Annotated in this window: 24 protein-coding genes, 1 pseudogene and 1 other annotated feature; of the genes and pseudogenes, 2 read left to right on the forward strand and 23 right to left on the reverse strand. The window is 42.4% G+C overall.

Annotated features, from left to right (window positions below; translation table 11 throughout):
* From safA to nadB, 4 genes and pseudogenes are all read right to left on the reverse strand, one after another.
* Window positions 1-917 (reverse strand): SafA/ExsA family spore coat assembly protein (safA, locus tag JOC74_RS23670; RefSeq protein WP_245213005.1); only part of this gene is annotated, 917 nt, incomplete at its 3' end.
* Window positions 918-1,037: 120 nt separating this feature from the next.
* Complete coding sequence (nadA, locus tag JOC74_RS17560) at window positions 1,038-2,144, reverse strand: quinolinate synthase NadA (RefSeq protein ID WP_053603608.1); 1,107 nt, start codon at window positions 2,142-2,144, stop codon at window positions 1,038-1,040.
* Window positions 2,144-2,977 (reverse strand): carboxylating nicotinate-nucleotide diphosphorylase, encoded by an 834-nt coding sequence (gene nadC / locus JOC74_RS17565; RefSeq protein WP_376773418.1) that lies wholly within the window; start codon window positions 2,975-2,977, stop codon window positions 2,144-2,146. Before nadC ends, nadA begins: the two co-directional genes overlap by 1 nt.
* Window positions 2,957-4,542 (reverse strand): annotated as a pseudogene (nadB, locus tag JOC74_RS17570) (L-aspartate oxidase); the annotation flags it as partial. The gene nadC and the pseudogene nadB, both read right to left, overlap by 21 nt.
* 93 nt (window positions 4,543-4,635) lie before the next feature.
* Here nadB and JOC74_RS17575 point away from each other — a divergent pair.
* Entirely contained in the window at window positions 4,636-5,799 is a 1,164-nt protein-coding gene (locus tag JOC74_RS17575; protein WP_053603611.1) for an IscS subfamily cysteine desulfurase, read from the forward strand.
* Window positions 5,783-6,325, forward strand: coding sequence for a transcription repressor NadR (locus tag JOC74_RS17580; protein ID WP_053603612.1), 543 nt, complete (start codon window positions 5,783-5,785; stop codon window positions 6,323-6,325). The genes JOC74_RS17575 and JOC74_RS17580 overlap by 17 nt, the downstream gene beginning before the upstream one ends.
* Before the next feature lie 32 nt (window positions 6,326-6,357).
* On the opposite strand, the gene pheA is transcribed toward JOC74_RS17580, so the two are convergent.
* The 19 genes from pheA to JOC74_RS17675 all read right to left on the reverse strand — a co-directional run bounded on the left by pheA (window position 6,358) and on the right by JOC74_RS17675 (window position 21,897).
* Window positions 6,358-7,212: a prephenate dehydratase gene (pheA, locus tag JOC74_RS17585; RefSeq protein ID WP_053606057.1), complete on the reverse strand. Its 855-nt coding sequence runs from the start codon at window positions 7,210-7,212 to the stop codon at window positions 6,358-6,360.
* A gap of 24 nt (window positions 7,213-7,236) precedes the next feature.
* A complete protein-coding gene (thrR, locus tag JOC74_RS17590) occupies window positions 7,237-7,680 on the reverse strand; it encodes a transcriptional regulator ThrR (protein WP_053603613.1) in 444 nt (147 codons plus the stop codon).
* A 59-nt stretch (window positions 7,681-7,739) separates the two neighbouring features.
* Window positions 7,740-9,026, reverse strand: a complete 1,287-nt coding sequence (gene obgE / locus JOC74_RS17595) for a GTPase ObgE (protein WP_053603614.1) — start codon at window positions 9,024-9,026, stop codon at window positions 7,740-7,742.
* A 27-nt stretch (window positions 9,027-9,053) separates the two neighbouring features.
* Window positions 9,054-9,632, reverse strand: a complete 579-nt coding sequence (locus JOC74_RS17600; protein WP_053603615.1) for a sporulation initiation phosphotransferase B — start codon at window positions 9,630-9,632, stop codon at window positions 9,054-9,056.
* Between the two features lie 244 nt (window positions 9,633-9,876).
* The gene (rpmA, locus tag JOC74_RS17605; RefSeq protein ID WP_053603616.1) at window positions 9,877-10,161 is read right to left on the reverse strand and encodes a 50S ribosomal protein L27; all 285 of its coding nucleotides are present in this window, start codon (window positions 10,159-10,161) and stop codon (window positions 9,877-9,879) included.
* Between the two features lie 12 nt (window positions 10,162-10,173).
* Window positions 10,174-10,515: a ribosomal-processing cysteine protease Prp gene (locus JOC74_RS17610; protein ID WP_053603617.1), complete on the reverse strand. Its 342-nt coding sequence runs from the start codon at window positions 10,513-10,515 to the stop codon at window positions 10,174-10,176.
* Window positions 10,516-10,529: 14 nt separating this feature from the next.
* Window positions 10,530-10,838 (reverse strand): 50S ribosomal protein L21, encoded by a 309-nt coding sequence (gene rplU, locus JOC74_RS17615; protein WP_053603618.1) that lies wholly within the window; start codon window positions 10,836-10,838, stop codon window positions 10,530-10,532.
* 13 nt (window positions 10,839-10,851) lie between these two features.
* Window positions 10,852-10,928 (reverse strand) — a sequence feature (ribosomal protein L21 leader region).
* A 66-nt stretch (window positions 10,929-10,994) separates the two neighbouring features.
* On the reverse strand, window positions 10,995-11,861 hold the full coding sequence (locus tag JOC74_RS17620) for a M50 family metallopeptidase (RefSeq protein ID WP_053603619.1): 867 nt from the start codon (window positions 11,859-11,861) through the stop codon (window positions 10,995-10,997).
* Window positions 11,854-12,627 carry a M23 family metallopeptidase gene (locus JOC74_RS17625; protein WP_053603620.1) on the reverse strand — a complete coding sequence of 258 codons (774 nt, stop codon included), beginning with the start codon at window positions 12,625-12,627 and terminating at the stop codon, window positions 11,854-11,856. Before JOC74_RS17625 ends, JOC74_RS17620 begins: the two co-directional genes overlap by 8 nt.
* A 147-nt stretch (window positions 12,628-12,774) precedes the next feature.
* Window positions 12,775-13,578, reverse strand: coding sequence for a septum site-determining protein MinD (minD, locus tag JOC74_RS17630; protein WP_053603621.1), 804 nt, complete (start codon window positions 13,576-13,578; stop codon window positions 12,775-12,777).
* The gene (gene minC, locus JOC74_RS17635; RefSeq protein ID WP_053603622.1) at window positions 13,571-14,266 is read right to left on the reverse strand and encodes a septum site-determining protein MinC; all 696 of its coding nucleotides are present in this window, start codon (window positions 14,264-14,266) and stop codon (window positions 13,571-13,573) included. The genes minD and minC overlap by 8 nt, the downstream gene beginning before the upstream one ends.
* Window positions 14,267-14,321: 55 nt before the next feature.
* Window positions 14,322-14,840 (reverse strand): rod shape-determining protein MreD, encoded by a 519-nt coding sequence (gene mreD / locus JOC74_RS17640; RefSeq protein WP_053603623.1) that lies wholly within the window; start codon window positions 14,838-14,840, stop codon window positions 14,322-14,324.
* On the reverse strand, window positions 14,837-15,730 hold the full coding sequence (gene mreC, locus JOC74_RS17645; RefSeq protein WP_053603624.1) for a rod shape-determining protein MreC: 894 nt from the start codon (window positions 15,728-15,730) through the stop codon (window positions 14,837-14,839). Before mreC ends, mreD begins: the two co-directional genes overlap by 4 nt.
* A 21-nt stretch (window positions 15,731-15,751) precedes the next feature.
* Window positions 15,752-16,774: a rod shape-determining protein gene (locus tag JOC74_RS17650; RefSeq protein WP_053603625.1), complete on the reverse strand. Its 1,023-nt coding sequence runs from the start codon at window positions 16,772-16,774 to the stop codon at window positions 15,752-15,754.
* Window positions 16,775-16,866: 92 nt separating this feature from the next.
* A complete protein-coding gene (gene radC, locus JOC74_RS17655) occupies window positions 16,867-17,541 on the reverse strand; it encodes a RadC family protein (RefSeq protein ID WP_245213029.1) in 675 nt (224 codons plus the stop codon).
* A gap of 59 nt (window positions 17,542-17,600) precedes the next feature.
* On the reverse strand, window positions 17,601-18,170 hold the full coding sequence (locus JOC74_RS17660; RefSeq protein ID WP_053603626.1) for a Maf family protein: 570 nt from the start codon (window positions 18,168-18,170) through the stop codon (window positions 17,601-17,603).
* Window positions 18,171-18,372: 202 nt separating this feature from the next.
* On the reverse strand, window positions 18,373-19,371 hold the full coding sequence (locus JOC74_RS17665) for an SPOR domain-containing protein (RefSeq protein ID WP_225970351.1): 999 nt from the start codon (window positions 19,369-19,371) through the stop codon (window positions 18,373-18,375).
* Window positions 19,372-19,667: 296 nt separating this feature from the next.
* Entirely contained in the window at window positions 19,668-20,420 is a 753-nt protein-coding gene (locus JOC74_RS17670; RefSeq protein ID WP_053603629.1) for a prepilin peptidase, read from the reverse strand.
* A gap of 178 nt (window positions 20,421-20,598) precedes the next feature.
* A complete protein-coding gene (locus JOC74_RS17675) occupies window positions 20,599-21,897 on the reverse strand; it encodes a bifunctional folylpolyglutamate synthase/dihydrofolate synthase (RefSeq protein WP_053603630.1) in 1,299 nt (432 codons plus the stop codon).
* Between the last annotated feature and the right edge of the window lie 10 nt (window positions 21,898-21,907).

Genomic DNA, 21,907 nt, shown 5'->3' on the forward strand with positions numbered 1-21,907 from the left:
CCTGCTACGTTCGGCTGTCCGTGATATGGATTTTCTGATGCACCTGCTACGTTCGGCTGTCCGTGATATGGATTTTCTGATGCACCTGCTACGTTTGGCTGTCCGTGATATGGATTTTCTGATGCACCTGCTACGTTTGGCTGTCCGTGATATGGATTTTCTGATGCGCCTGCTACGTTTGGCTGTCCGTGATACGGATTTTCTGATGCACCTGCTACGTTTGGCTGTCCGTGATACGGATTTTCAAATGCGCCTGCTACGTTTGGCTGTCCGTGATACGGATTTTCAAATGCGCCTGCTACGTTTGGCTGTCCGTGATACGGATTTTCTGATGCGCCTGCTACGTTTGGTTGTCCGTGATACAAGGGATTTTCACCTGCACCGGCCACATTTGGCAATCCGTAATAAATATTATTTTCAGCAGTTCCTGCCACATTAGGAAAATTAGGGAAATTGGGCGTGTTCGGATAATTTGCGTTACTCAAGTTGGCACCCTCACCTTCTGATTTTGTTTCCTTTTTAACAGGTTCATAAGGCTTTTGATGTTGAAAGTTAATGTTGAAATATTGGTTATTCACATCAATCTCAGGAAAAACCGGCTGCTGTTGGACTTTTGGCACTGGCGGTACAAACGGTTTTTCTTCTTTTATTTCAGGGGCAACATCCTCAACATCAACCGTTGTTTTTGGTTTTTCTTTAGAATAAGGATGATCCGCGACCGGCTTTTCTTTTGGCGTTTTTGGTTTTTCTTTTTTAACGGGAACTCCGCTTGAGGGCACTTTAATTTTCATTCCAGGCATGATCAAATCAGGATTGCTGAGTTGAGTATTCATTTTTTTTACTTCTTCAAAATCCGCTCCGTACTTTTTGGCTATTTTCCATAACGTATCGCCTTTTTGGACAATATGAATTTTCAAAGATTTCCCCTCCTATGCAAAACGTTAACGTTAGAAAACAACGATCTCGTTTAATCACATGATCCTTCACATTAATTTATGCTTCGGTACAAGTGATTATGACTAGGAAGGGAAAGTTCGTCATGTTAAGCTCAGCATACGATCTAGTGCACCGAGCGCATGAACTGTAACTTCTTCGGGCACTTTAATAACTCCGACAGGCTCACCTTTTTCTATTTGTTCAAGTGACCATAACAGATGCGGCAAATCGATCCGGTTCATTGTAAGGCATGGACACATATACGGATTCAACGATTCGATTTGTTTGTCTGGATGGCTCTCTATGATGCGCTCTACCAAATTCATTTCAGTCCCGATTGACCATTTTGTTCCCGGCTCCGACTGATTGATGGTGTCTATGATCATTTTGGTTGATCCCGAATAGTCAGCAAGACTGACAACTTCTCTTGTGCATTCCGGATGGACAATAATTTTGATTTCGGGATCTCTTTTTCTTGTTGCTTCAATATGATTTGTTGTGAATTTTTCATGAACCGAACAATGCCCTTTCCAAAGAATTACCTGAAGCCTTTCTGCTTCTCCCTCGTAATCGAGCCGATCCTCGATTGGATCCCACACAGCCATTTCAGTTAATGGAATACCTAAATCAAAAGCAGTATTGCGTCCCAAATGCTGATCCGGCAAAAAGAGAATCCGTTTTTTCTGTGAAAGTGCCCATTTGACAACTTCCTTTGCATTGGAGGATGTTACAGTTGCTCCCCCATGCATACCGACAAAGGCTTTAATTTCTGCTGTTGAATTTACGTAAGTTAACGGAATGATCGTGTCTCCAAAACGATCCGTCAGCTGTTCCCAGCAGCGTTCTGTTTGCTGCATGTTTGCCATATCAGCCATTGAACAGCCTGCTCTCATGTCCGGCAATACGACAGTTTGCTGTTTGGATGTCAGCATATCGGCAGTTTCAGCCATAAAATGAACACCGCAGAAAACAATATATTCTGCTTCTGTATTTTTTTTCGCCATTTGTGCAAGCTGCAGTGAATCTCCAGTAAAATCGGCAAATTGGATCACTTCATTTTTTTGATAATGGTGTCCGGGAATAATCAGCCTATTCCCGAAACGTTTTTTTATCGATTGAACTCGTTCCTCCATTTCTTTCTCTGTCAATGTTTTATAATGGGCAGGCATCATCTTGTCTTCCATTTTGATCAGATCTAATATAGACATTATTTAACCTCCAATTTTGTTGTATGAATAAGGACATCCAAGCTAATATCCAATGCTTTTGCTGAATGGGTTAAATACCCTAATGAAATATAATCCACTCCGGTTCCGCTGTAGGCAGGAAGATTTTCAATTGTAATCCCCCCGGAAGCTTCAAGTATGATTCCCCCAGGAACGAGCTTTGCAAATCGAGCAGTTTTCTCCGGCGGGCAATTATCAAACATAATAACGTCCGCTCCTGCTTCAATTGCTTCATATAATTGATCTTCCGTTTCAATCTCTACTTCTATCTTGACCATATGGCCGGCTGTCTCTTTAATCATCCGAACCGCATTTTTTATCGATCCGCAAGCAGCAATATGGTTATCTTTAATCATGATTCCATCGTATAGGCCGAAGCGATGATTACTCCCGCCTCCCGCTCTCACTGCGAATTTTTCCAAAGCCCTTAGTCCAGGTGTCGTCTTTCTGGTGTCACATATTTGAATCGATGGGTCGTTTAATGCAGCAACTGATTTTCTAGTTATCGTCGTAATTCCTGACATTCGCTGAATGAGATTTAAAATGACCCGTTCTCCCGTTAAAATCATTCGCGCAGGTCCGGTAACTTCCGCTATTACATCTCCTTCAAACAGTGGCTCTCCATCACTGAGAAAACAATTTACTTCAACTTCCTCACTTAACACTTCATAGCCCGCCTTCAATACAGCTGCACCTGAAAAATAACCATTTTCTTTAGCTATCAGCTGTGCCCGGCAAGTATGATCCTCTCGAAAAACTAGATCGGCTGTTAGATCACCGTGGCCAATATCCTCAGAAAAAAAGGATTCCATCATTTTTTTCACTTGAAAATGCTGCATGCTGCCTCTTCTCCTTCTCTTTGTTCTGTGAACAATTTTCCCTTCTCATGGATGATTTTTTTTCCAGCCCAGTCCGGATCAGTTTGTTTGTAGTCTTCTCTGAAATGTGCTCCTCTGCTTTCCTCTCTAGCAAGGGCGGAAGCTGTGATTCGTTTCGCAGTTTCGTACAAGTGAAAGGTTTCAAGTTCATCATTTGTGATATTTTTCACATGAATGGGCTTTGTCGACATGCCGTCTAACCATTTTGCCGCGACTTCCAATTCATGTTTGGATCGGACAATCCCGACGAATGCTGTCATGATTTCTTTTAACCGGGGGATATCGAGCTGAGGTACGTCAAATATGATATCCTTTCTTTCCGGAACTGATGGAGCTGTGCTGAAATCATTCGAAATTTTTTCCGCTGCGCGTTTTCCAAATACCAGCCCTTCCAATAATGAATTGCTCGCGAGCCGGTTCGCTCCGTGAAGGCCGGTGCAAGACACCTCACCTATAGCAAACAGCCTTTTGATATTCGTTTCTCCCCAACGGTTTACTTCCACTCCGCCCATTAAAAAGTGCATGCCGGGTGAAACCGGAATCTTACCCTCTTTTATTGATACTCCAGCTTTCTCACAAAGCCGCGAAATAGTCGGGAACCGATCGGAAAAATGGGGAATCCCTCGAATATCTAAAAATATTTGATGGCCTTTCTGCTGCTCTTTAAAAAGTTGTCTTGCTACGATATCTCTAGAAGCAAGATCTCTCTGTGGATGAACCCCATTCATAATTTCTCGTCCTGATTCATCAACTAATTGAGCGCCTTCCCCTCTGACAGCTTCAGAAATAAGCCCGAAGCATTTCCCTGTTTTGACCAGCATGGTCGGATGAAATTGAAGAAATTCCATGTCAGTCAGCCTGGCTCCGGCTCTATAGGCAAGGGACAGTCCGTCTCCGGTCACTGTCGGTTGATTTGAGTGAAAGGTGTAAAGATTTCCGCAACCGCCAGTCGCTAACACGACATGGTCTGCTTTTCTAAATATAATCTTCCCATCCTTTTGTTTTGTCACAACGCCTGCACATTCACCTTCACTCACTACAAGCTCGACAGCCGTTTCATGTTCGGCGATTTCAAGATCAGGGTGATTGAACAGGAAGTGACGGATGAGAACCTCTCCGGTAGCATCTGAACCTGCATGAACGATCCTGTTTTGCGAATGGGCTCCCTCCTTGCCAAGATCAATTGTGCCATGCACATCTCTGTCAAATGGAAATCCGCTCGTGATCATTTTTTGGATGATGTCTTTTCCTTCTTCTATAGCCTCTTTTACGACAATTTCATCGTTATGCCCCGCTCCAGCAACTAACGTATCATTTATATGACTTCGTGTAGAATCTTCTCTGTCTATCGCAGCAGCAATCCCCCCTTGTGCAAGAATCGAATTGCTGTCATGTGTATTTTGTTTTGTAATCAAAAGGAGTTTATGAGTAGGCGGCATCGTAGCAGCACAAGATAAAGCGGCTATCCCGGACCCTATGAGAATCGTAGTAGGTTTTGACATTTCGGCCTCCTGTGTTTACAGTTGTCTTGACACTTATATTTACACATCTATACAATAAACTCAAGTCTTTTTTACGAAAACGGAGGAATGATCATGATTTATCTTGACTACGCAGCCACTACTCCGATGTGTGAGCCGGCTCTTACCGCCTTGCAAAAACTAAGCTCCGACATTTACGCAAATTCGAGAAGCCTTCACGATGGCGGTGAGATGGCGAATAGAATTCTTGACTACAGCAGGGAACAGCTTGCTCATTCTATCGGCGGGCAAGCTAACGGCTTGTATTTTACAAGTGGGGGATCTGAATCAAACTGGCTTGCCATTTATTCTCTTTTATTAGGCCTGCCAAAAGGCAAGCGCCATTTTGTCACTACGACCGTTGAACACCCATCCATCATAAGCACTGCAGAATATGTAAAACAAATTGGCTTTGAAGTTTCTTTTGTTGCGCCTGACAAAAACGGCTTAATTACAAGCGAAGCTCTCCTGAATAAACTTCGGCCCGATACAGGACTTGTTTCCATTCAGCATGCCAACAGTGAGACCGGAGTAATCCAGCCACTTGCGGAGCTGTCCTGTGAATTAAAGGAAAGAGGAATTCTCCTTCACACCGATGCTGTTCAAACCTTTGGAAAACTGCCGATAAACATCCTTCAGCTTGGAGTGGATGCCATTTCATTTGCGAGCCACAAAATTTACGGACCTAAAGGAATTGGAGCCGTTTATATCAGGCCCGACGTATTTTGGAAACCTGTCTTTCCCCATACGTCCCATGAGAAAGGCTTTCGGCCCGGCACCGTAAATGTTCCCGGCGCTGGAGCTTTTGCGGCAGCTGCAGAATGGATCATCAAAAGACAGGATCAACAGTCACAAAAATACGAGCATCTTCGTAAAAGATTAGTCTGTGATGTAAAAGAACAAAAGCTTTCATTACAGCCCGCTCTTTCAAATTCGACGGCGAAGATCCTTCCTCACATTTTCGGTTGTTTTTTTCCTCCTTATGAAGGACAATATGTTATGTTAGAAAGTAATCGCAAAGGAATTTGCCTATCTACCGGAACAGCTTGCTCAGCAGAAAAACAGGAGCCATCACAAGCACTCACCTCGCTGGGCTATTCTAAAGAGAAGGCCCGGCAATTCATTCGCATATCTTTCGGTTATGAGACTACAGATGCAGACATCGCATCTTTACTTCAAGTATTGAAACAATTACAAAAAAATAAGAAAGGGGCTGCTGCGATTGCAAGAAGGAGTTAAATTATCGGGAGAACAAAGGAGAGAACAGATTCTTGACTGGCTAAAAGAAGCTTCTGCTCCAATTACCGGAACGGAACTCGCAAAAAAAGCTTGCGTCTCAAGACAGATCATCGTCCAGGACATCTCCTTGCTTAAAGCAAAAAATGAACCAATTGTTGCGACGAGCCAAGGTTACATGTATCTTCACTCTACAGCAAGGGTAAAGAAAACGTACGAAAAAAAAATTGCCTGCAGCCATTTGCCGGAGGAAACCGAAATTGAATTAGATATGATCGTTGATTTTGGCGTAACAGTTAAGGATGTAATTATTGAGCATCCTGTTTATGGAGATTTAACTGCAGCGATACATGTAAGCACAAGAAAAGAAGTCGGTGATTTTATAAAAAAAGTGGAGTCGACAAATGCTTCATATTTGTTGGAATTAACAGGCGGCATTCACATTCACACCATTGTATCTGACGACGAAAGCAAATTAAACGAAGTAGAAAACGCCCTATACAAGGCTGGGATTCTTGTAAAAGATTAAAGAAAACCTCCAAGCATTTGCTTGGAGGTTTTTTACAGCAGATAGGAGCTGTACGATCCCAAAAGCTTGACACCGCAGCCGAGCGCCTCAATTTCAGCGATAGCTCCAGGGATTAATACATCATCAAGCTTCATCTCAATGTCTATTATGAAAAAATAGTCCCAAACACCGGCTTTTGTTGGCCGGGATTCTATTTTTGACAGGTTGATTTGTCTCCATGCAAAGGCGGACAAAACTTGATGCAACGCACCTGTTCTGTCATTTGGAAGAGTTACCATTAATGTTGTTTTATCCACTGACGATTGATTCTTTACTGGTAAGGCAGCATCCTGATTTGGCCGCTGCAAAATTGCAAATCGGGTATAGTTATTGTCATAGTCGTGGATATCTTCTTTTACGATTTCAAGCTGGTAGATCTTCGCAGCCATTTCATTCGCAATCACTCCCATATTGCATTCCGGATGTTCACTAACAAACTTTGCTGCCGCTCCCGTTGACGTTGTATAATCAAACGGTGTTGTTTTAAAGTATTGGCGTAAAAATCGATGGCATTGTGCTATCGCATGAGGGTGCGACTCAATTTTTTCAATGTTTTGCCAAGTATCTTTCCTGCTGGGATGAACCAGCAAATGCTGCCGAATCGGAGAGACAATTTCTCCAACGATTTGCAAAGGCTGTTCATGAATTAAATAATCAATGGTCAGATTGACGGATCCCTCAATGGCATTTTCCAACGGGACAACAGCCAGGTCAACTTCTCTATTCATAGCTGCGTCCATGCATTCCGGGATCGTTATGTATGGTTTTGCTGTAATTTCGTTACGAAAACATGAAGTAACCGCAAGGTGTGTAAAGGTTGCTTCTGGCCCCAAATAAGCGACGTTCATGTGCATGATATATGTTCTCTCTCCTTAAGCGCCTGATCCTAATATTTCAATTCTCTCTATAAAATCCATTTTTTTCAGCTTTGCCATTAAAGAATGAATATCTTCATCCATTCCAGCGGTGCTGACCGACAGTGTAACATTGGCCCTTCCTTGCAAAGGAATCGTCTGGTGAATCGACAATACGTTGCAGCCCGATTGTGCCACGACGGACAAGAGCCGTGACAACGTTCCCGAGCGGTCTTCCAGATGGAAAAAAAGAGTAATGATTTGTTCCTTTACCATTGTATAAAACGGAAAAACAGCGTCGCGATATTTATAGTAAGCGCTTCTGCTTAAATCGACCTGCTTTACCGCTTCTGCAACAGATTCTGCTTTTTTGCGCTCGATCAAGTTTTTGACTTCAAGCGTTTTTCTCATTGCATCAGGCAAAACGTCTTCTCGGACCAAATAAAATGTCTCTTCTTTCACAAGCACTACTCTCCTTTAAAATCGAAAGAGCAGGCTAGTCCGCTCTTTCGATCCATCCATCAATCAATAAATTCAAATTCAAAGTCAAGCAGCCTGATCGTATCTCCGTCCTTTGCTCCCCGTTCTCTGAGTGCATCGTCGACTCCCATGCCGCGCAGCTGCCTTGAAAAACGTTTAACAGATTCATCTCTTGAAAAGTCTGTCATTTTAAACAGCCTTTCCAGCTGCTGTCCGGTAATGACAAATGTTCCATCGGAATCGCGAGTAATGAAAAATGGCTGTTCTTCATCCTCCATTTTGTAAAGAACGCGATTTTCAGTAAGCTCTTCTTCGTCATAAAGTGGAAACTCAGGAGTTGTCTCCAACTGGTTGGCAATCTCAAACAGTAATTCACGCAGTCCTTGTCTAGTAAGAGCACTGACAGGATAAATCGGATAATCATCTCCGACTTTCTCTTTAAAGCTTTCCAGATGATCCGCTGCCTCCTGCATATCCATTTTATTGGCGACAATGATTTGGGGACGTTCAAGCAAGCGAAGATTGTACTGTTTAAGCTCCTCGTTGATCGTACGATAATCCTCATATGGATCTCTTCCCTCAAGTCCGGACATATCAATTACATGCACAAGAACCCTTGTTCGTTCAATGTGCCGCAAAAATTGATGTCCCAGCCCGACACCTTCGTGTGCACCTTCAATTAAGCCAGGAAGATCGGCCATGACAAAGCTGCGGCCATCATCTGTTTCGACTACACCGATATTTGGCGACAACGTCGTAAAGTGGTAATCAGCAATTTTCGGCTTCGCTGCAGATACGACCGATAATAACGTCGACTTCCCGACGCTTGGAAAGCCGACAAGCCCCACGTCCGCGAGAAGCTTTAGTTCAAGAATGATTTGTCTCTCTTTTCCGGGTTCGCCATTTTCAGAAAGCTGAGGAGCGGGATTTGCCGGCGTAGCAAATCTTGTATTGCCTCTTCCTCCTCTTCCGCCTTTTGCAATTATGGCTTTTTGTCCGTGCTCGGTAAGATCGGCGATGACCTGATTTGTATCTTCATCTGTCACAACCGTACCCGGCGGAACTTTAACTACTAAATCGTCAGCATTTTTTCCATGCTGATTTTTTGACATTCCGTGTTCCCCGCGGTCCGCTTTAAAATGCTTATTGTAACGGAAATCCATCAGAGTTCTGAGTCCTTCATCGACAACGAAAACGACGTTGCCTCCCTTTCCCCCGTCTCCGCCGGCAGGACCTCCTTTAGGAACATATTTCTCACGGCGGTAAGCAACCATTCCGTTGCCCCCATCGCCGCCTTTCACATACACTTTGACCTGATCTACAAACATAATTTCCTCCGTTCTAAATGAAAAAAATCATTGCAGATATAATTCTGCAAGACACTCTTTATCCGATATTTTGAATCGATTGATATGATAAAAGCTTCTGTCAGCAGTATGGATATTATCAAAGACTTCTTTGTTCTGCAGCAAGCCATGAAAATCAAAATATAGAATGAGTACATCGTCAGGAGAATCTGTTTGCAGGGTCAAAGTCAAATGATTCTCACTTTCCTTCGACACAGCCTGTTCAAAAAGATGTAATAACTTTCGAACCACGTAAACAAGCTTGTCATCAAAATAAGACAAATCCTTGACGCTTCCCAATATTTCGTATTCAAGTGTAATATACTTTGATTTCCAATTGAACGTAACCAAATCATAGGCAAGATGGGGAACCTTCATGCTGGAAAGCTTTGATTCATGCTGCGCCTCTATGGCCATTTCTTCGATAATTTCAAATACTCGTTCATATTTTTGCAAGCTTAAATTTCCCTTTATCAGCTGCAATTTATTCATCCAATCGTGTCGGGAATGACCAAGCAAATGAAGAAGTTCCTTTGAAAGCACCGTTTGATCGGTGTGATTTTCTGCTTGATTTGTTAATTCTTTCATGATAGCACTCCCAATCATTTCTTCTCTTTTTAGGAGTTTTGTGAAGTTTCGTACTTTGAATTATAACAGAGAAGACCTGAGAATGAAAACGCGTTTTCTATACAGGAACATTGAATAAAACCGTGATTACGTCTTCTAAACCAACACTTTTCAGCTAAAATTCAAACGATTGATCCCAAAGAAATATTTTTTTGCCTTTACACATTAAAAAAACCCCGATCACATTTGATCGGAGTTTTTTCGATTATTGAGCCGCAGGGTAGACACTCACTTTTTTGCGGTCACGTCCGTAACGTTCGAAGCGAACAGTTCCGTCGATTTTAGCAAAAAGTGTGTCGTCTCCTCCGCGTCCGACGTTTTCACCAGGATAGATTTTTGTGCCGCGCTGGCGGAAAAGAATGGAGCCGCCGCTAACAAATTGTCCATCTGCACGTTTTGCGCCAAGACGCTTGGATTCAGAGTCACGTCCGTTTTTCGTTGAACCTACTCCTTTTTTAGATGCGAAAAATTGAAGATCTAATCTTAACATGAGATTCACCTCCTATATCGTATTTTGCTTGAGTTGCAAGTAGTCTTGATAGTCTCTTTCAATCGTTTCAAGAGATACAATCATTCCTTCAAGCAGCAGCTGTGCTTTTTGAAAGGCACTGTGATCATACTCAGCAGGAAATTCAAAATGCACGTAGCCTCCGTCATCTGACATTTCCAGAACCGGTTTAATATCCGCTACAGCTTCCACCGCATTAATCGCACCGATAACGATCGCCGAAGCTCCCGCACATACAAGATCCTGACCATGCTCAGCAAAATCAGCATGTCCCGATAATGAAAACGAAACAATTTCCCGTGAGTTGCCTGATCTGTTAATCGTTGCCTGAATCATATCAAAAACACGCCTTACGCGTTAATTTTTTCGATTACAACTTTAGTGTATGGCTGACGGTGACCTTGTTTTTTGTGTTGGTTTTTCTTCGGTTTGTATTTAAACACAACAAGTTTTTTCGCACGGCTTTGTTTTTCAACCTTTGCCGTTACAGTTGCGCCTTCAACGAGCGGGCTGCCAACTTTTACATTTTCTCCACCGACAAACAAAACGTTTTCGAAAGTAACGGTTTCTCCAGCTTCAGCAGGAAGTTTTTCGATATAAACCGCTTGGCCTTCTTCAACTTTGATTTGTTTTCCACCTGTTTGAATAATTGCGTACATCAGATGCACCTCCTATTTGACTAAGACTCGCCAGACAAAGGCGGCTTATTGCAAGCTCTTATTACCTCTTCTGAGCGGTTATAGCTTGGTGCTACAAGCATAACATAAAAAATATACCAAAGAGAGCCGTGATTGTCAATCTAATTTGCCTGATTGTTAATAGAGATACATCAATTCCTCCATAGACGTGTTCGTCCGTTTTTCTGCAAAGTAAGCATGGAGCAATTCATTCTCATCCAGCTCGCTTATTGTCCGTCCGTCTTTTTCTATATGAATCGGATGCTTGCAATCCCGCCGGAATTTTGAGAGCACGTCAAGGATTTTATCGTCAGCGCTCACCTTAATCGGAGTCAGCCTCCCCAGCTCTCTTTTTTTCCCGTAATATCGTTCTAATAAAAAGCGAATGTGTGTGAAATGCCTTTTCCGGTATTCATCATAAAGAGAGTATGTCAGAAAGACCAAAAGAATCCAAGCGCTCAGCTGCATAGGAGAAACGGCTGCAAACCAAAGAAGGAGAAGCAAACAAAACAGGGAAGAGGACAGCAAGCTGTACCGGTGAGCCGTTTGATAGGGAAAATACTTTGAAAACAAGATGAATGCTAATTTTCCCCCGTCCAAAGGCCATATTGGCAATAAATTAATGAGCAAAATGGAAAAATTATAAAATGTAAACATGTCATACTGGGATTGATTGATACCGGACATTAAGAAAAAGAGCCATGCGGCCAATTGCAGGAGGACGTGTTGAATCGGCCCTGCTGCTATAACCACAAGCTCCTCCTTTAAGGGACGGTTTCCGTGCTCTTCTGCTTCAAGTAATCCTCCAAACGGCAGCAGCAGGATTCTCTTCACTCGCCACGAAAAAAATAAGGCAGCGATGGAATGGCCGAGCTCATGAATAAAAACGATAAGAAATAAACACAAAAATTGCTGGATGTACCCAGTGACCAGGCAGATTCCCATCACGACCCACAGGCAAGGATGAATATGCAGTTTTGCCAATAACTCCGCCCCTTTATTCAAAGGAAATCACCTGTTTCGGATCGATATAATTTTCTCCTTGCTTTATTGCAAAAAAATAAACTCCTTTATTTTCTTCACTCATATGGATTTTTCCTATTTCGCTTCCTTTGTCAACAAACTGGTACAATGACACATTGATTTCTTCTAGTTCTCCATATGAGCTGTAAGAATTGTCGGCATGCTGTATGACGACAGTCAGCCCCGTCTTCGGATCTTTTGATATATCGATGATATAGCCTTCTTTTATACTTTTAATCTCCTGGGAAGACGTTTCAATTTTGACTCCTTCCCCATTGTCCTTAAAGGTTTCTTGAATTTTTCCGGAGGCCGGTAAATCTCGATTGACTTCAACCGGTTCATTCGTCCCTTCTTTATTGTTCATAAGGAAAGCTAACGGGTTTCCAAAATTAGATTCATACCAGCGGTTAACCGCCGCAAATTGAAATTCTTCAGTAAATGTCGTGCTGAAATACGGCTTCAACCTATCAAATGGTGTATCATCCGACTTGTATGTAATCGCTGCAATAAGGACAAGACAAGCCGAAATCAGACATTTAAATAGAAAAAAATTAGAAAAAAGCGGATGTCTGCTATTCTTCTCACTCAAATCTTCTTGATAGGCGGCAGAACTATCTTGCTTGTCTCCTTCCACTGCCGGCCATTTAGGTGTATCCAGCTTTGTTTTCGTTACGTGATCGTTTTGAGCCTTTCTTTTTTTCAATTCTTTGGCAAATCTTTTGCGAATATCATCCCCTCGATGCTTCATCCTTACCGACCATCCTTTTTCACTTTGTTTGTACAATCTTATTCCTTGTCCAATTTAAATATGCTCACTTTCCATGTTCTAAGGCCAGGCTGAATATAACAAAAAAATCCCTCTGCTTTATAAAGCAGAAGGACTTAAATAAATCTATTAAGCTCTGACACCAAAAAATGATTTCAGTCTTGCGAATACTCCTTTATTCTCTTCTTCAAATGGCTGAAGGGGAACCGATTCGCCGAGTACACGGCGGGCTATATTACGATAGGCAATAGATGCGCGGTTTTTCGGATCCATTGCAATCGGCTCGCCATTATGTGATGCCTTAATAACATCATCGTCATCTGCAACAATTCCGATCAAATCAATCGATAAATGCTGGACAACTTCATCAACATCCATTGTATCCCCATTCTTCATCAGCTGGCTGCGAATACGGTTTACGATCAAGCGTGGAGCTTCGATATCCTCCTGTTCCAACAAACCGATGATCCGGTCCGCGTCACGAACTGCTGATTTTTCCGGAGTCGTAACCACAATTGCTTTATCTGCCCCGGAAATCGCATTTTTGTATCCTTGCTCGATTCCTGCTGGACAGTCAATAATTATGTAGTCAAAATCCTGCTTCAATTGCTGGATCAATTCTTTTACCTGCTCAGGAGTTACCGCAGATTTATCACTCGTTTGAGCAGCAGGCAGCAGATACAGCAAACCGTCGAAACGCTTATCTTTTACCAGCGCTTGATGGATTTTGCACCTTCCGGAAGTCACGTCGACAAGATCATAAATGATTCGATTTTCAAGCCCCATAACGACATCTAAATTACGCAGGCCGATATCCGTATCGACAAGGCACACTTTTTTTTCCAGTATGGCTAAAGACGTACCCAAGTTTGCAGAGGTGGTGGTTTTCCCTACTCCGCCTTTCCCAGATGTGATTACAATAGCCTCACCCAATTTTAATTCCTCCTTCAAGCCTCGTTAAATTAGGTCTTAAATGAGCTAATTGTTGAAGGCGTTCAATGACCATCTTTTCATTCTCATCCAAATAAGCGCATTCCATATCATTTTTATCGCCTTCTTGGTAATGATCAGGCGACCGATTTAATATACTGCCGATTCTTAATTGGGTCGGGGTCATGACAGAAGCAGCAATTACTGCCTGCCTGTTGCCATTATAGCCGGCATGGGCAATTCCTTTTAAAGCCCCTAATACGAAAATATTGCCGCCGGCTCTTACCGTTCCACCAGGATTGACATCCCCAATGAGAAGCAAGTCACCTTCCACCTGTAGAATTTGGCCGGAACGGACAATTTTTGCCACTGATATGACTTCAGATTCTTCCAGTATCCGTTCTGCTTCTATTTTACTTATTACATTGCTTTCGATTGAATAAACAGACAGCTCTTCTCTAGCTGCAATGATCTTGCAAATCTGTGCTTTTTGATCTTCATTAATAAAACGGTTCCCAAGCTCCACATGAACATTTATTTTTTGTCCCTTGCTATCCGTATAATATTCGGAAGAGAGCATCTCTTGAAGGCTCTGGAGAAGCTCCTGAAATGAGCAGGAATCGTTCAAATGCAGAGTCAGCCCGTTTTTCGTGCCTTTTATCGTTGCGTATTGTTGTTTCTGAGCCTTCACGATGTTCACCTCAACATCATACTCTTTTCGACATATGATAGAAAAAATCCTTTTTTTACTCGTCTAAAAATCTTCGTTTATAGTTAACAAAATATCGTTTGAAAAGAAAGAGTGTAAGGATAGAAGCACAGCAATTTAATGCGAGTGTCGGCAGCAGCCGCTCGATGACAAAAGCATTGAACGACAGAATCGACGGTGTAATGACAAGCTGCACTCCGTACACATAAAATTCTAAGACCGCTACTGCTATTACAGACAGAACGATCACGACGAATGCATTCGTTTGAAGAACCTTAAACGCCTTTGACAGCAAATAGCAAAGTGCTGCGTAGCCGAACATATAGACTCCTAGAATCTGAGTGTAATTGATGTCATACAAAAGCCCGAAAATAAGACCGTATACAACGGCATGCCGCTGGTTTATATAGGCGGCCATAAATACTAAAGCCAACAGCAAAAACCGCGGCACAGCCATTTGATCTTCTGAAACAAAGGGTAATCGTACGAACTCAACATATAAACTGTCCGAAATCAGCATAAATATCATAAGAAAAGGAAGTAAAATCCGTCTCAAGAACCTTCCTCCTCTGAAGATAGATCATTTGGATCCGCTGTATCAGCCGTCCGGTCAACCACTGTGACGTTGCCTATATCATAAAAATCCGCAGCAGGCTTAACATAAGCGATCTTCGTCAGACCGTAAGAATCCGGCTGGACATCAATCACTTCGCCAATCGGCAAATTCGGAGGCATAACACCGCCTGTCCCGGAGGTTTGGACGATATCACCTTTCTTAATTTCTCTCTTTTCGTCCGGCTCAATTTCAAACATGAGAGCCTTTTTCTCCCGGTCGTATCCTCTGATCAAGCCGTGAACGACTAATTTTGCGCTGTCTTTTTCGACAACTTGGGCAGCAACAAGGTTTCTGCGGTCCGGGTCGCTTAAGAGCTGGACCGTAGATTTAAAGTTATCAACCGAGATAACCCTCCCGATTAACCCTTTAGAAGTAATCACTGCCATATTTTTTTCGACACCCTGGTTTGAGCCTTTATTAATGGATATCCGGTTGTACCACATCTCCGGATTTCGTGCGATAAGCGTGGCTGGAATCGTCGTGAAATCTGCCAGAGTCTCTTTTCGTCCAAGTTCATCTTTTAATTCTTGATTTTGAATTTTCAGCTGTTGAATTTCTGTTTCATATTGTGTCTGCTCATCCAGCTTTGAACGTAATCGTTCATTTTCCTTATACGTATTCCTGAGATCATCTATGTTCTCAAAGAAACCCGCAAAAAATTGAGCGGGCGTATGGAATATATTTTGAAATAAGCCGGTAGTATCACTTATAAATTTTTCTGGCCATGAAGAAGTCCGGTCATCCCTTAACGAATACCCAATCATTGCAACCAATATGATGACACTAAGGAGCAAAAACATTAACCGTTTATTTGAAAAAAACTGTGGCATGAATTACACCTCTTCTATTTGTTACCGGTTATCGTTTGATTTCCCTTTAAATAAATGAATGTGCTCCAAGGCTTTTCCTGTTCCAATTGCCACGCAGTCAAGCGGGTCTTCGGCAATAAGAACTGGCATATTGGTTTCATCTCCAATGACTTTATCGAGATTGCGAAGCAGAGCTCCGCCGCCAGTCAGCACAATCCCGCGATCCATAATATCCGCAGCAAGCTCAGGCGGTGTTTTTTCCAATGTATTCTTGACCGTGTCTACAATGGTCATCACTGTATCGCGTAATGCGCCAGCTATTTCTTTTGCTGTTATTTCAATCGTCTTAGGAAGGCCTGTTAATAAGTCTCGTCCTCTGATTTCCATATTGTCTACACCCTCGCCGGAATCAGCAGAGCCTATATCAATTTTTATCGCCTCAGCCGTGCGGTCACCGATCATCAGATTGTAGGTCTTTCTGATATAGTTAATAATAGCATCGTCCATTTCGTCACCGGCCACCCGGATCGATTGGCAAGTAACAATGCCTCCTAAAGAAATAATTGCTACTTCTGTCGTTCCTCCGCCGATATCAACAACCATACTTCCAGTCGGCTCCCATACTGGCAGATTCGCGCCTATCGCAGCGGCAAACGGCTCTTCAATCGGATAGGCATCTCGTGCGCCTGCTTGTCGGGTTGCATCTATTACCGCACGTTTTTCAACAGCCGTGATTCCGGATGGAATACAAACCATAACGTACGGTTTTCTTGAAAACAAGCTTTTATTTTTAACAGCTTGATTAATATAATATTTCATCATCGTGGCGGTTGTCTCATAGTCCGCGATGACCCCATCCTTCATTGGACGCAGGGCAACAACATTACCAGGCGTACGGCCGATCATATTTTTCGCATCATTTCCCACTGCTACAATTTGTTTCGTATCAGTTTGCAAAGCGACAACTGATGGCTCGCGCACCACAATTCCTCTTCCTTTTACAAATACGAGCGTATTCGCTGTACCTAGATCTATTCCAAGGTCTCTCGTACCAATTCCAAACATTTTTATGTATCTTCCTTTCTGAAGCAAAATTCCCTTTTGGGAAAGAAAACTCATAAACTACATTATATCGTAATTTGTTGAAAAAAACAGTGTCACAAATATCCTTTTTCTTTAAGACTCACATATTTTTGATCACCAATGATCAAATGATCGAGCACTTCGATGCCGATCATTTTGCCGCAGTCGCACAGCCTTTTGGTGACTTCTATATCTTCCCTGCTAGGACTGGGGTCGCCTGAAGGGTGGTTATGGGCGCAAATCAGCGATGCGGCAGAACGCTTTACCGCTTCTTTAAAAACCTCCCGCGGATGCACGATCGACGCATTTAAGCTGCCTATAAAAATGGTTTGCTTATGGATGATTTGATTTTTCGTATTGAGAAACATAACCACGAAGTGCTCTTGATTTAAAAATCGCAAATCTTCCATTAAATATTTGGCGCCATCTTCAGGAGTACGAATAACATACCGATCTTCGTATACGAGCTTGTGAACACGCCGTCCAAGCTCAAGAGCTGCCATGATGTGTACAGCCTTCGCACGCCCGATCCCGGAAATGCTTGAAAGCTCCTCAACGGATGCCTCCTTTAACAGCCTGAGCCCGTCAAAGGATTGCAGAAGACGATTTGAAAGCTGCAACACGGATTCTTTTTTCGTTCCTGTACGCAGTAGGATGGCAAGCAGCTCGTGATTGGATAAGCTCTCAGCACCAAGAGCAAGCAGACGTTCCCTTGGCTTTTCATCTTGCGGAAAGTCTCTTAGCTTCATTTGCATTTCACTCAAGTCTATGTCACTCTCCCTTTGAATTCCCTTCTCGCCAGGATGATTCAAAAGGCATGAATACCAAATTCTTTTAATGCTCTCATCGTTTTGGAAATAGGTAATCCGACTACTGAGTAATAATCTCCGATAATCGTTTTGACAAAGAGGGCTCCTCTATCCTGAATGCCATACGCGCCGGCTTTATCAAAAGGCTGACTGTCGTGGATATATGACCAAATCTCTTCTTCCTCGAGTGTCCAGAATGTCACCTTTGTTTCTTCGACAAACGAAACAGAAGCGTCTTCTGACTTAATGGCTACCCCGGTCAGAACAGAATGAGTCGCTCCTGACAGTTCTCTCAGCATGAGAGCCGCCTCTTCAGCCGTTTTTGGCTTGCCGAAGCTCTTATCCTTTAAACAAACCATCGTGTCTGCACCGATTACGACAGCCTGCGGATATTTCTCAGCTATACCTCCGGCCTTTTGCTCGGCTAACAATTGGACGTTTTCAGCATGCGAAAGGTTTCGGTTTATTTTTTCTTCCGCTTCATTTATCACGATGGAATAAGGAAGCTGAAGAAGATCTAAAATTTCCTTTCTTCGAGGCGATTGAGATGCTAGTATTAGCGGTTTCATTTTGCATTTTCCTCCCCTAAGTCTTTCTGCTCAGAAAAAAAGATACTTGTTTATCCTACCAAACTGGGCACACCAAGTACAATTGCAGAAAAATATCTTTTTCATGACAAAAGATATCAAAATGTTATTTTCTTATTTTAATAGAAAAAAAGAATATCACGGGAAAAGCGCACTAAAAAAGCCCCCTTTTATCGAAGGGAGCTTAAGAGGATAGATTCTTCAATTGGTCAAGCAATGCCTGCTGGCTTTTCCATCCAGACTCCGCTGAGGGTTGTTTTAAATATTCCAGCGATTTGAGAATTCCCTCTTTAAGGCCAGCCGATTCTTCCCCGCTGATGCTAGTAACTGCTTCCTCCAGAGCACTTATTTCATTTTCAGGTACCTGCGCTCCCGTAATTGCTGTCGCTGATAGCTCGCAAGCTTTCTTAAAGGAATCACTAATCGCAGCATCTATCGAAAACGACAGCTCTTTTCCTCCCCAAGCTTCCGTTCCGTTGTCAACTAACGTTTGGCTGAGAGCAGCTGTTAATTCTTTGTCCTCAGCGATTCCGGCAATCACAAAATACCCTTCATCCTTGGCAAGAGTAGCTGCTGCATAGCCTTCCGAAATTAACTTGTCAACAACCGAATTCGCGCCTTCTTCCGAAGAATAGAGACCTGCTTGGACGGCAAATGTGGACAGATTTCCGTCTCCTGAACTTTCAGCAGCGCTTCCGGCTTTATCCGTTTCTGTCGTTTCATCGCCTTTCGAATCATTGTTAGAAGGTTCTGTAGATGCAGATGTTGATGGAGATCCACCGTCTGTAGAGAGGCTTAAAGCAAATATCCCCAGTCCGCTTCCGATTAAAACAGCAAAAATAACCGTTGTTGTCACTCTTTTGATTGAAGAGTTAAATAGCTTGTTCTTCTTATTATGAGGACTTTTCCCGGATGCTTTCTTCTTTTGATAAGGAGATACGACCTTCGGATCATCATTTGCCTCTTCTTCTTCAGGCAAAACCCATTCAAATTCGTCTTCTTTTTTTTCATCCTTCGCAGCGGAAGTTTCCATCTCTGCTTTCCTTTTCTCTTCCCAATTCGAAAACGTTACTTGATCGTTTGCTTCTGCTTCTGCTTTTTCTTTGCTTTCTTCGCCATAAACCGTTTCCTCTTGCCCGTTAATTGTCACCTTCAGCCCTTTTTTCTTATTTCTTTTCCTCATTTGTCGTTCCCCTCGCTTTTTTTCGAAAAATAATTTCGTATCCCGATGCTGCTCCCCTATGTACAACAACAGTTCCATGCCTGTCCAGCTAGTTGTCCACACTTTATCACAACGAAAAAAAAAAAGAACAAGACTTTTGTCGCCTCGTTCAAAAAGGTTTCGTCAAATTATTTTAAGGTTCAAAAGGGTTGTCTTTTTTTGCTGGCAAAGTCGAATTCTTATATATTTCCTAGATAAAAAACTAGACCTAAGCAAAAGCAAGACTTACTAATTAACAAAAAATGAACACTCTTTCTTTACCCCATCCCAATTGATTGAAAATACCATTCAATGATTGATTCCCCCAAAAAATAACTTGTTAGCGAGCCTGCAACAATCGACGGTCCAAACGGAATGGGTTGATTCTTTTTTATTTTTCCTTTGGCCATACCAACATATCCGGCGATCACCCCAAATAGGCAGGAAAGAAAAAACGCAAGTAAAACTAACTTCAAACCTAAGACTACACCTAGCAGTCCAAAAAGCTTCACATCCCCTCCCCCCATTCCGCCACGGCTTATCACAGAAATAAAAAGAAGAAGAAAAAAGCCAATAAATCCTCCTGTTATACTCCCATACCACGGCTCAAGCGGAGATAGGATTCTTACAACAATTAGAAGAGGAAGGAAAAAAAGCAGAACCCGATTCGGGATTATCATATGCAAACCATCAGACACAATAATGATCATCAATAGTGATATAAGCAGAAGTGCTACTAAAAGCTCAAAGGACCATCCCATCAATAAACCAGCTAATGCAAATAGACAAGCAGTTAAAAGCTCGATCCATGTATAAAAAGCTGGAATGGCACTTCCGCACCTTTTACATTTTCGGCCTTGAATCAAGTAAGAGAATATAGGGATTAATTCGCTTGCGGATAACGTCTGTTTGCAGTTTGAACAAGAGGATCTAGGCTTTATGATGGAGATTTGCTTCGGGATGCGGTAACCTGCCACATTAAAAAAAGAACCAAACAAAAGGCCGTAAAAAAAGAGAAGCATTGCTAGCATACTATAACTCCCTACCTTTTCTATTAATTAGTTTTGCGGTTCAATAATACCATGTAACCAGGTCCAATTTACTAATTTGTCAAATTATTGAATTTGATTTGCAAAATTAGCATTTTGACAATGCTGTTAGATTTTAAAAAAAGAGTACGCATGAAAATGCGCACCCTTTTTCCGATCATTATTTATTCAGCATGGTACGTGCTTGTGAAATAAAATAAAGAGATCCTGTTAAAATCACCACGCTGTCTTTATCCTTTTTGCACGTTTCAATAAACTCATTAATGGAGCTTAATTGTGACCCCCAAGACTTATTTGTACTCGAGCTGGTTTGGTAAAGTTCTTTTGCGTGTTCAGCACGAGGAAATTCAAAGCTCGTAAAATGGATGCCATATGCCATTTTGTCCAATTTATCAATCATTTTTTCATAAGGTTTATCTTTTAACGCACTAAAACAAATGTACAAGTGTTTGCCTGAGAAATGATCCATTACCGTGTCAACAAGACGTTCGACACCTTCCATATTATGTGCTCCATCAATATAGACAGGTGGATCATCAGATATTTTCTCAAACCTTCCCGGCCAAACTGCCTTTCTCAAGCCGTCTCGTATTTGGCACTCATTAATAACGGCTAGTCCACTCTGATTTAATTTTTCCGCTGCAAGCACTGCAAGTGAGGCATTTTGTCGTTGGTGAGAGCCGATCAGCGAGGTTTGAAGATTTTCATAAAGCTTAGCTTGCGTTTCCAGTGAAAACTCTTCTCCCGCCGACAGTGCCTTTTCATTAAAAATCGCACACGCATCATGCAAGGAGATGTTTTCAGCGTTCATTTCCCCTGCCTTTATTCGAATGACTTCATTGGCGTTTTTTTGGTGGACTGCTGTAATGACGGGAACATTTTTCTTAATAATTCCTGCCTTTTCAGCTGCAATTTCTTCCAGCGTGCTGCCTAAAACCGCCATGTGATCATGTCCGATCGTCGTTATCAGAGTTAGTACAGGCTCGACAACATTTGTGCTGTCAAGCCTGCCGCCAAGACCTGTTTCAAAAATGACAAAATCAAGGTTTTTACAAGTGCTGAAATAGAGGAAAGCGCAAGCAGTAATGATTTCAAACTCTGTTGGCGCGCCAAGTTCCGTTTTTTCCAGCTCTTCCGTCAGCGGCTTAATTTGATTCACAAGGAAAAGCCACTCGTCGTCTGATATCGGCTGCCCGTTAATGCTGATCCGTTCATTAAAAGTAACGATATAAGGAGAGGTGAACGTCCCAACGCGATATCCCGATTCATTTAAGATCGACCGGATAAAAGCGACGGTTGATCCTTTACCATTAGTTCCGGCGATATGAATCGCTTTTATTTTCTTTTCCGGATGGTCCAATTTTTCCATAAACCATTTCATACGTTCTATTCCCGGCTTGACGCCAAACTTCAAGCGGCCATGTATCCAGCCGAGTGCTTCTTCAAATCCAGTAAACAATTGTGTTCCC

Source organism: Bacillus capparidis (assembly GCF_017832095.1).
Taxonomy (GTDB): Bacteria; Bacillota; Bacilli; order Bacillales; family Bacillaceae; genus Bacillus; species Bacillus gobiensis.

Excerpts from the sequence above, each read along its gene's own strand:
- obgE (WP_053603614.1), bottom strand. The coding sequence starts at position 9,026 with ATGTTTGTAGATCAGGTCAAAGTGTATGTGAAAGGCGGCGATGGGGGC.
- JOC74_RS17625 (WP_053603620.1), bottom strand. The coding sequence starts at position 12,627 with ATGAAGCATCGAGGGGATGATATTCGCAAAAGATTTGCCAAAGAATTG.
- JOC74_RS17650 (WP_053603625.1), bottom strand. The coding sequence starts at position 16,774 with ATGTTTGGAATTGGTACGAGAGACCTTGGAATAGATCTAGGTACAGCG.
- JOC74_RS17670 (WP_053603629.1), bottom strand. The coding sequence starts at position 20,420 with ATGCTAGCAATGCTTCTCTTTTTTTACGGCCTTTTGTTTGGTTCTTTT.
- JOC74_RS17610 (WP_053603617.1), bottom strand. The coding sequence starts at position 10,515 with ATGATTCAGGCAACGATTAACAGATCAGGCAACTCACGGGAAATTGTT.
- JOC74_RS17665 (WP_225970351.1), bottom strand. The coding sequence starts at position 19,371 with ATGAGGAAAAGAAATAAGAAAAAAGGGCTGAAGGTGACAATTAACGGG.
- JOC74_RS17600 (WP_053603615.1), bottom strand. The coding sequence starts at position 9,632 with ATGAAAGAATTAACAAATCAAGCAGAAAATCACACCGATCAAACGGTG.
- nadC (WP_376773418.1), bottom strand. The coding sequence starts at position 2,977 with ATGATGGAATCCTTTTTTTCTGAGGATATTGGCCACGGTGATCTAACA.
- mreC (WP_053603624.1), bottom strand. The coding sequence starts at position 15,730 with ATGCCACAGTTTTTTTCAAATAAACGGTTAATGTTTTTGCTCCTTAGT.
- JOC74_RS17660 (WP_053603626.1), bottom strand. The coding sequence starts at position 18,170 with ATGAAACCGCTAATACTAGCATCTCAATCGCCTCGAAGAAAGGAAATT.
- JOC74_RS17575 (WP_053603611.1), top strand. The coding sequence starts at position 4,636 with ATGATTTATCTTGACTACGCAGCCACTACTCCGATGTGTGAGCCGGCT.
- pheA (WP_053606057.1), bottom strand. The coding sequence starts at position 7,212 with ATGAACGTCGCTTATTTGGGGCCAGAAGCAACCTTTACACACCTTGCG.
- radC (WP_245213029.1), bottom strand. The coding sequence starts at position 17,541 with ATGAAGCTAAGAGACTTTCCGCAAGATGAAAAGCCAAGGGAACGTCTG.
- nadA (WP_053603608.1), bottom strand. The coding sequence starts at position 2,144 with ATGTCTATATTAGATCTGATCAAAATGGAAGACAAGATGATGCCTGCC.
- rpmA (WP_053603616.1), bottom strand. The coding sequence starts at position 10,161 with ATGTTAAGATTAGATCTTCAATTTTTCGCATCTAAAAAAGGAGTAGGT.
- rplU (WP_053603618.1), bottom strand. The coding sequence starts at position 10,838 with ATGTACGCAATTATTCAAACAGGTGGAAAACAAATCAAAGTTGAAGAA.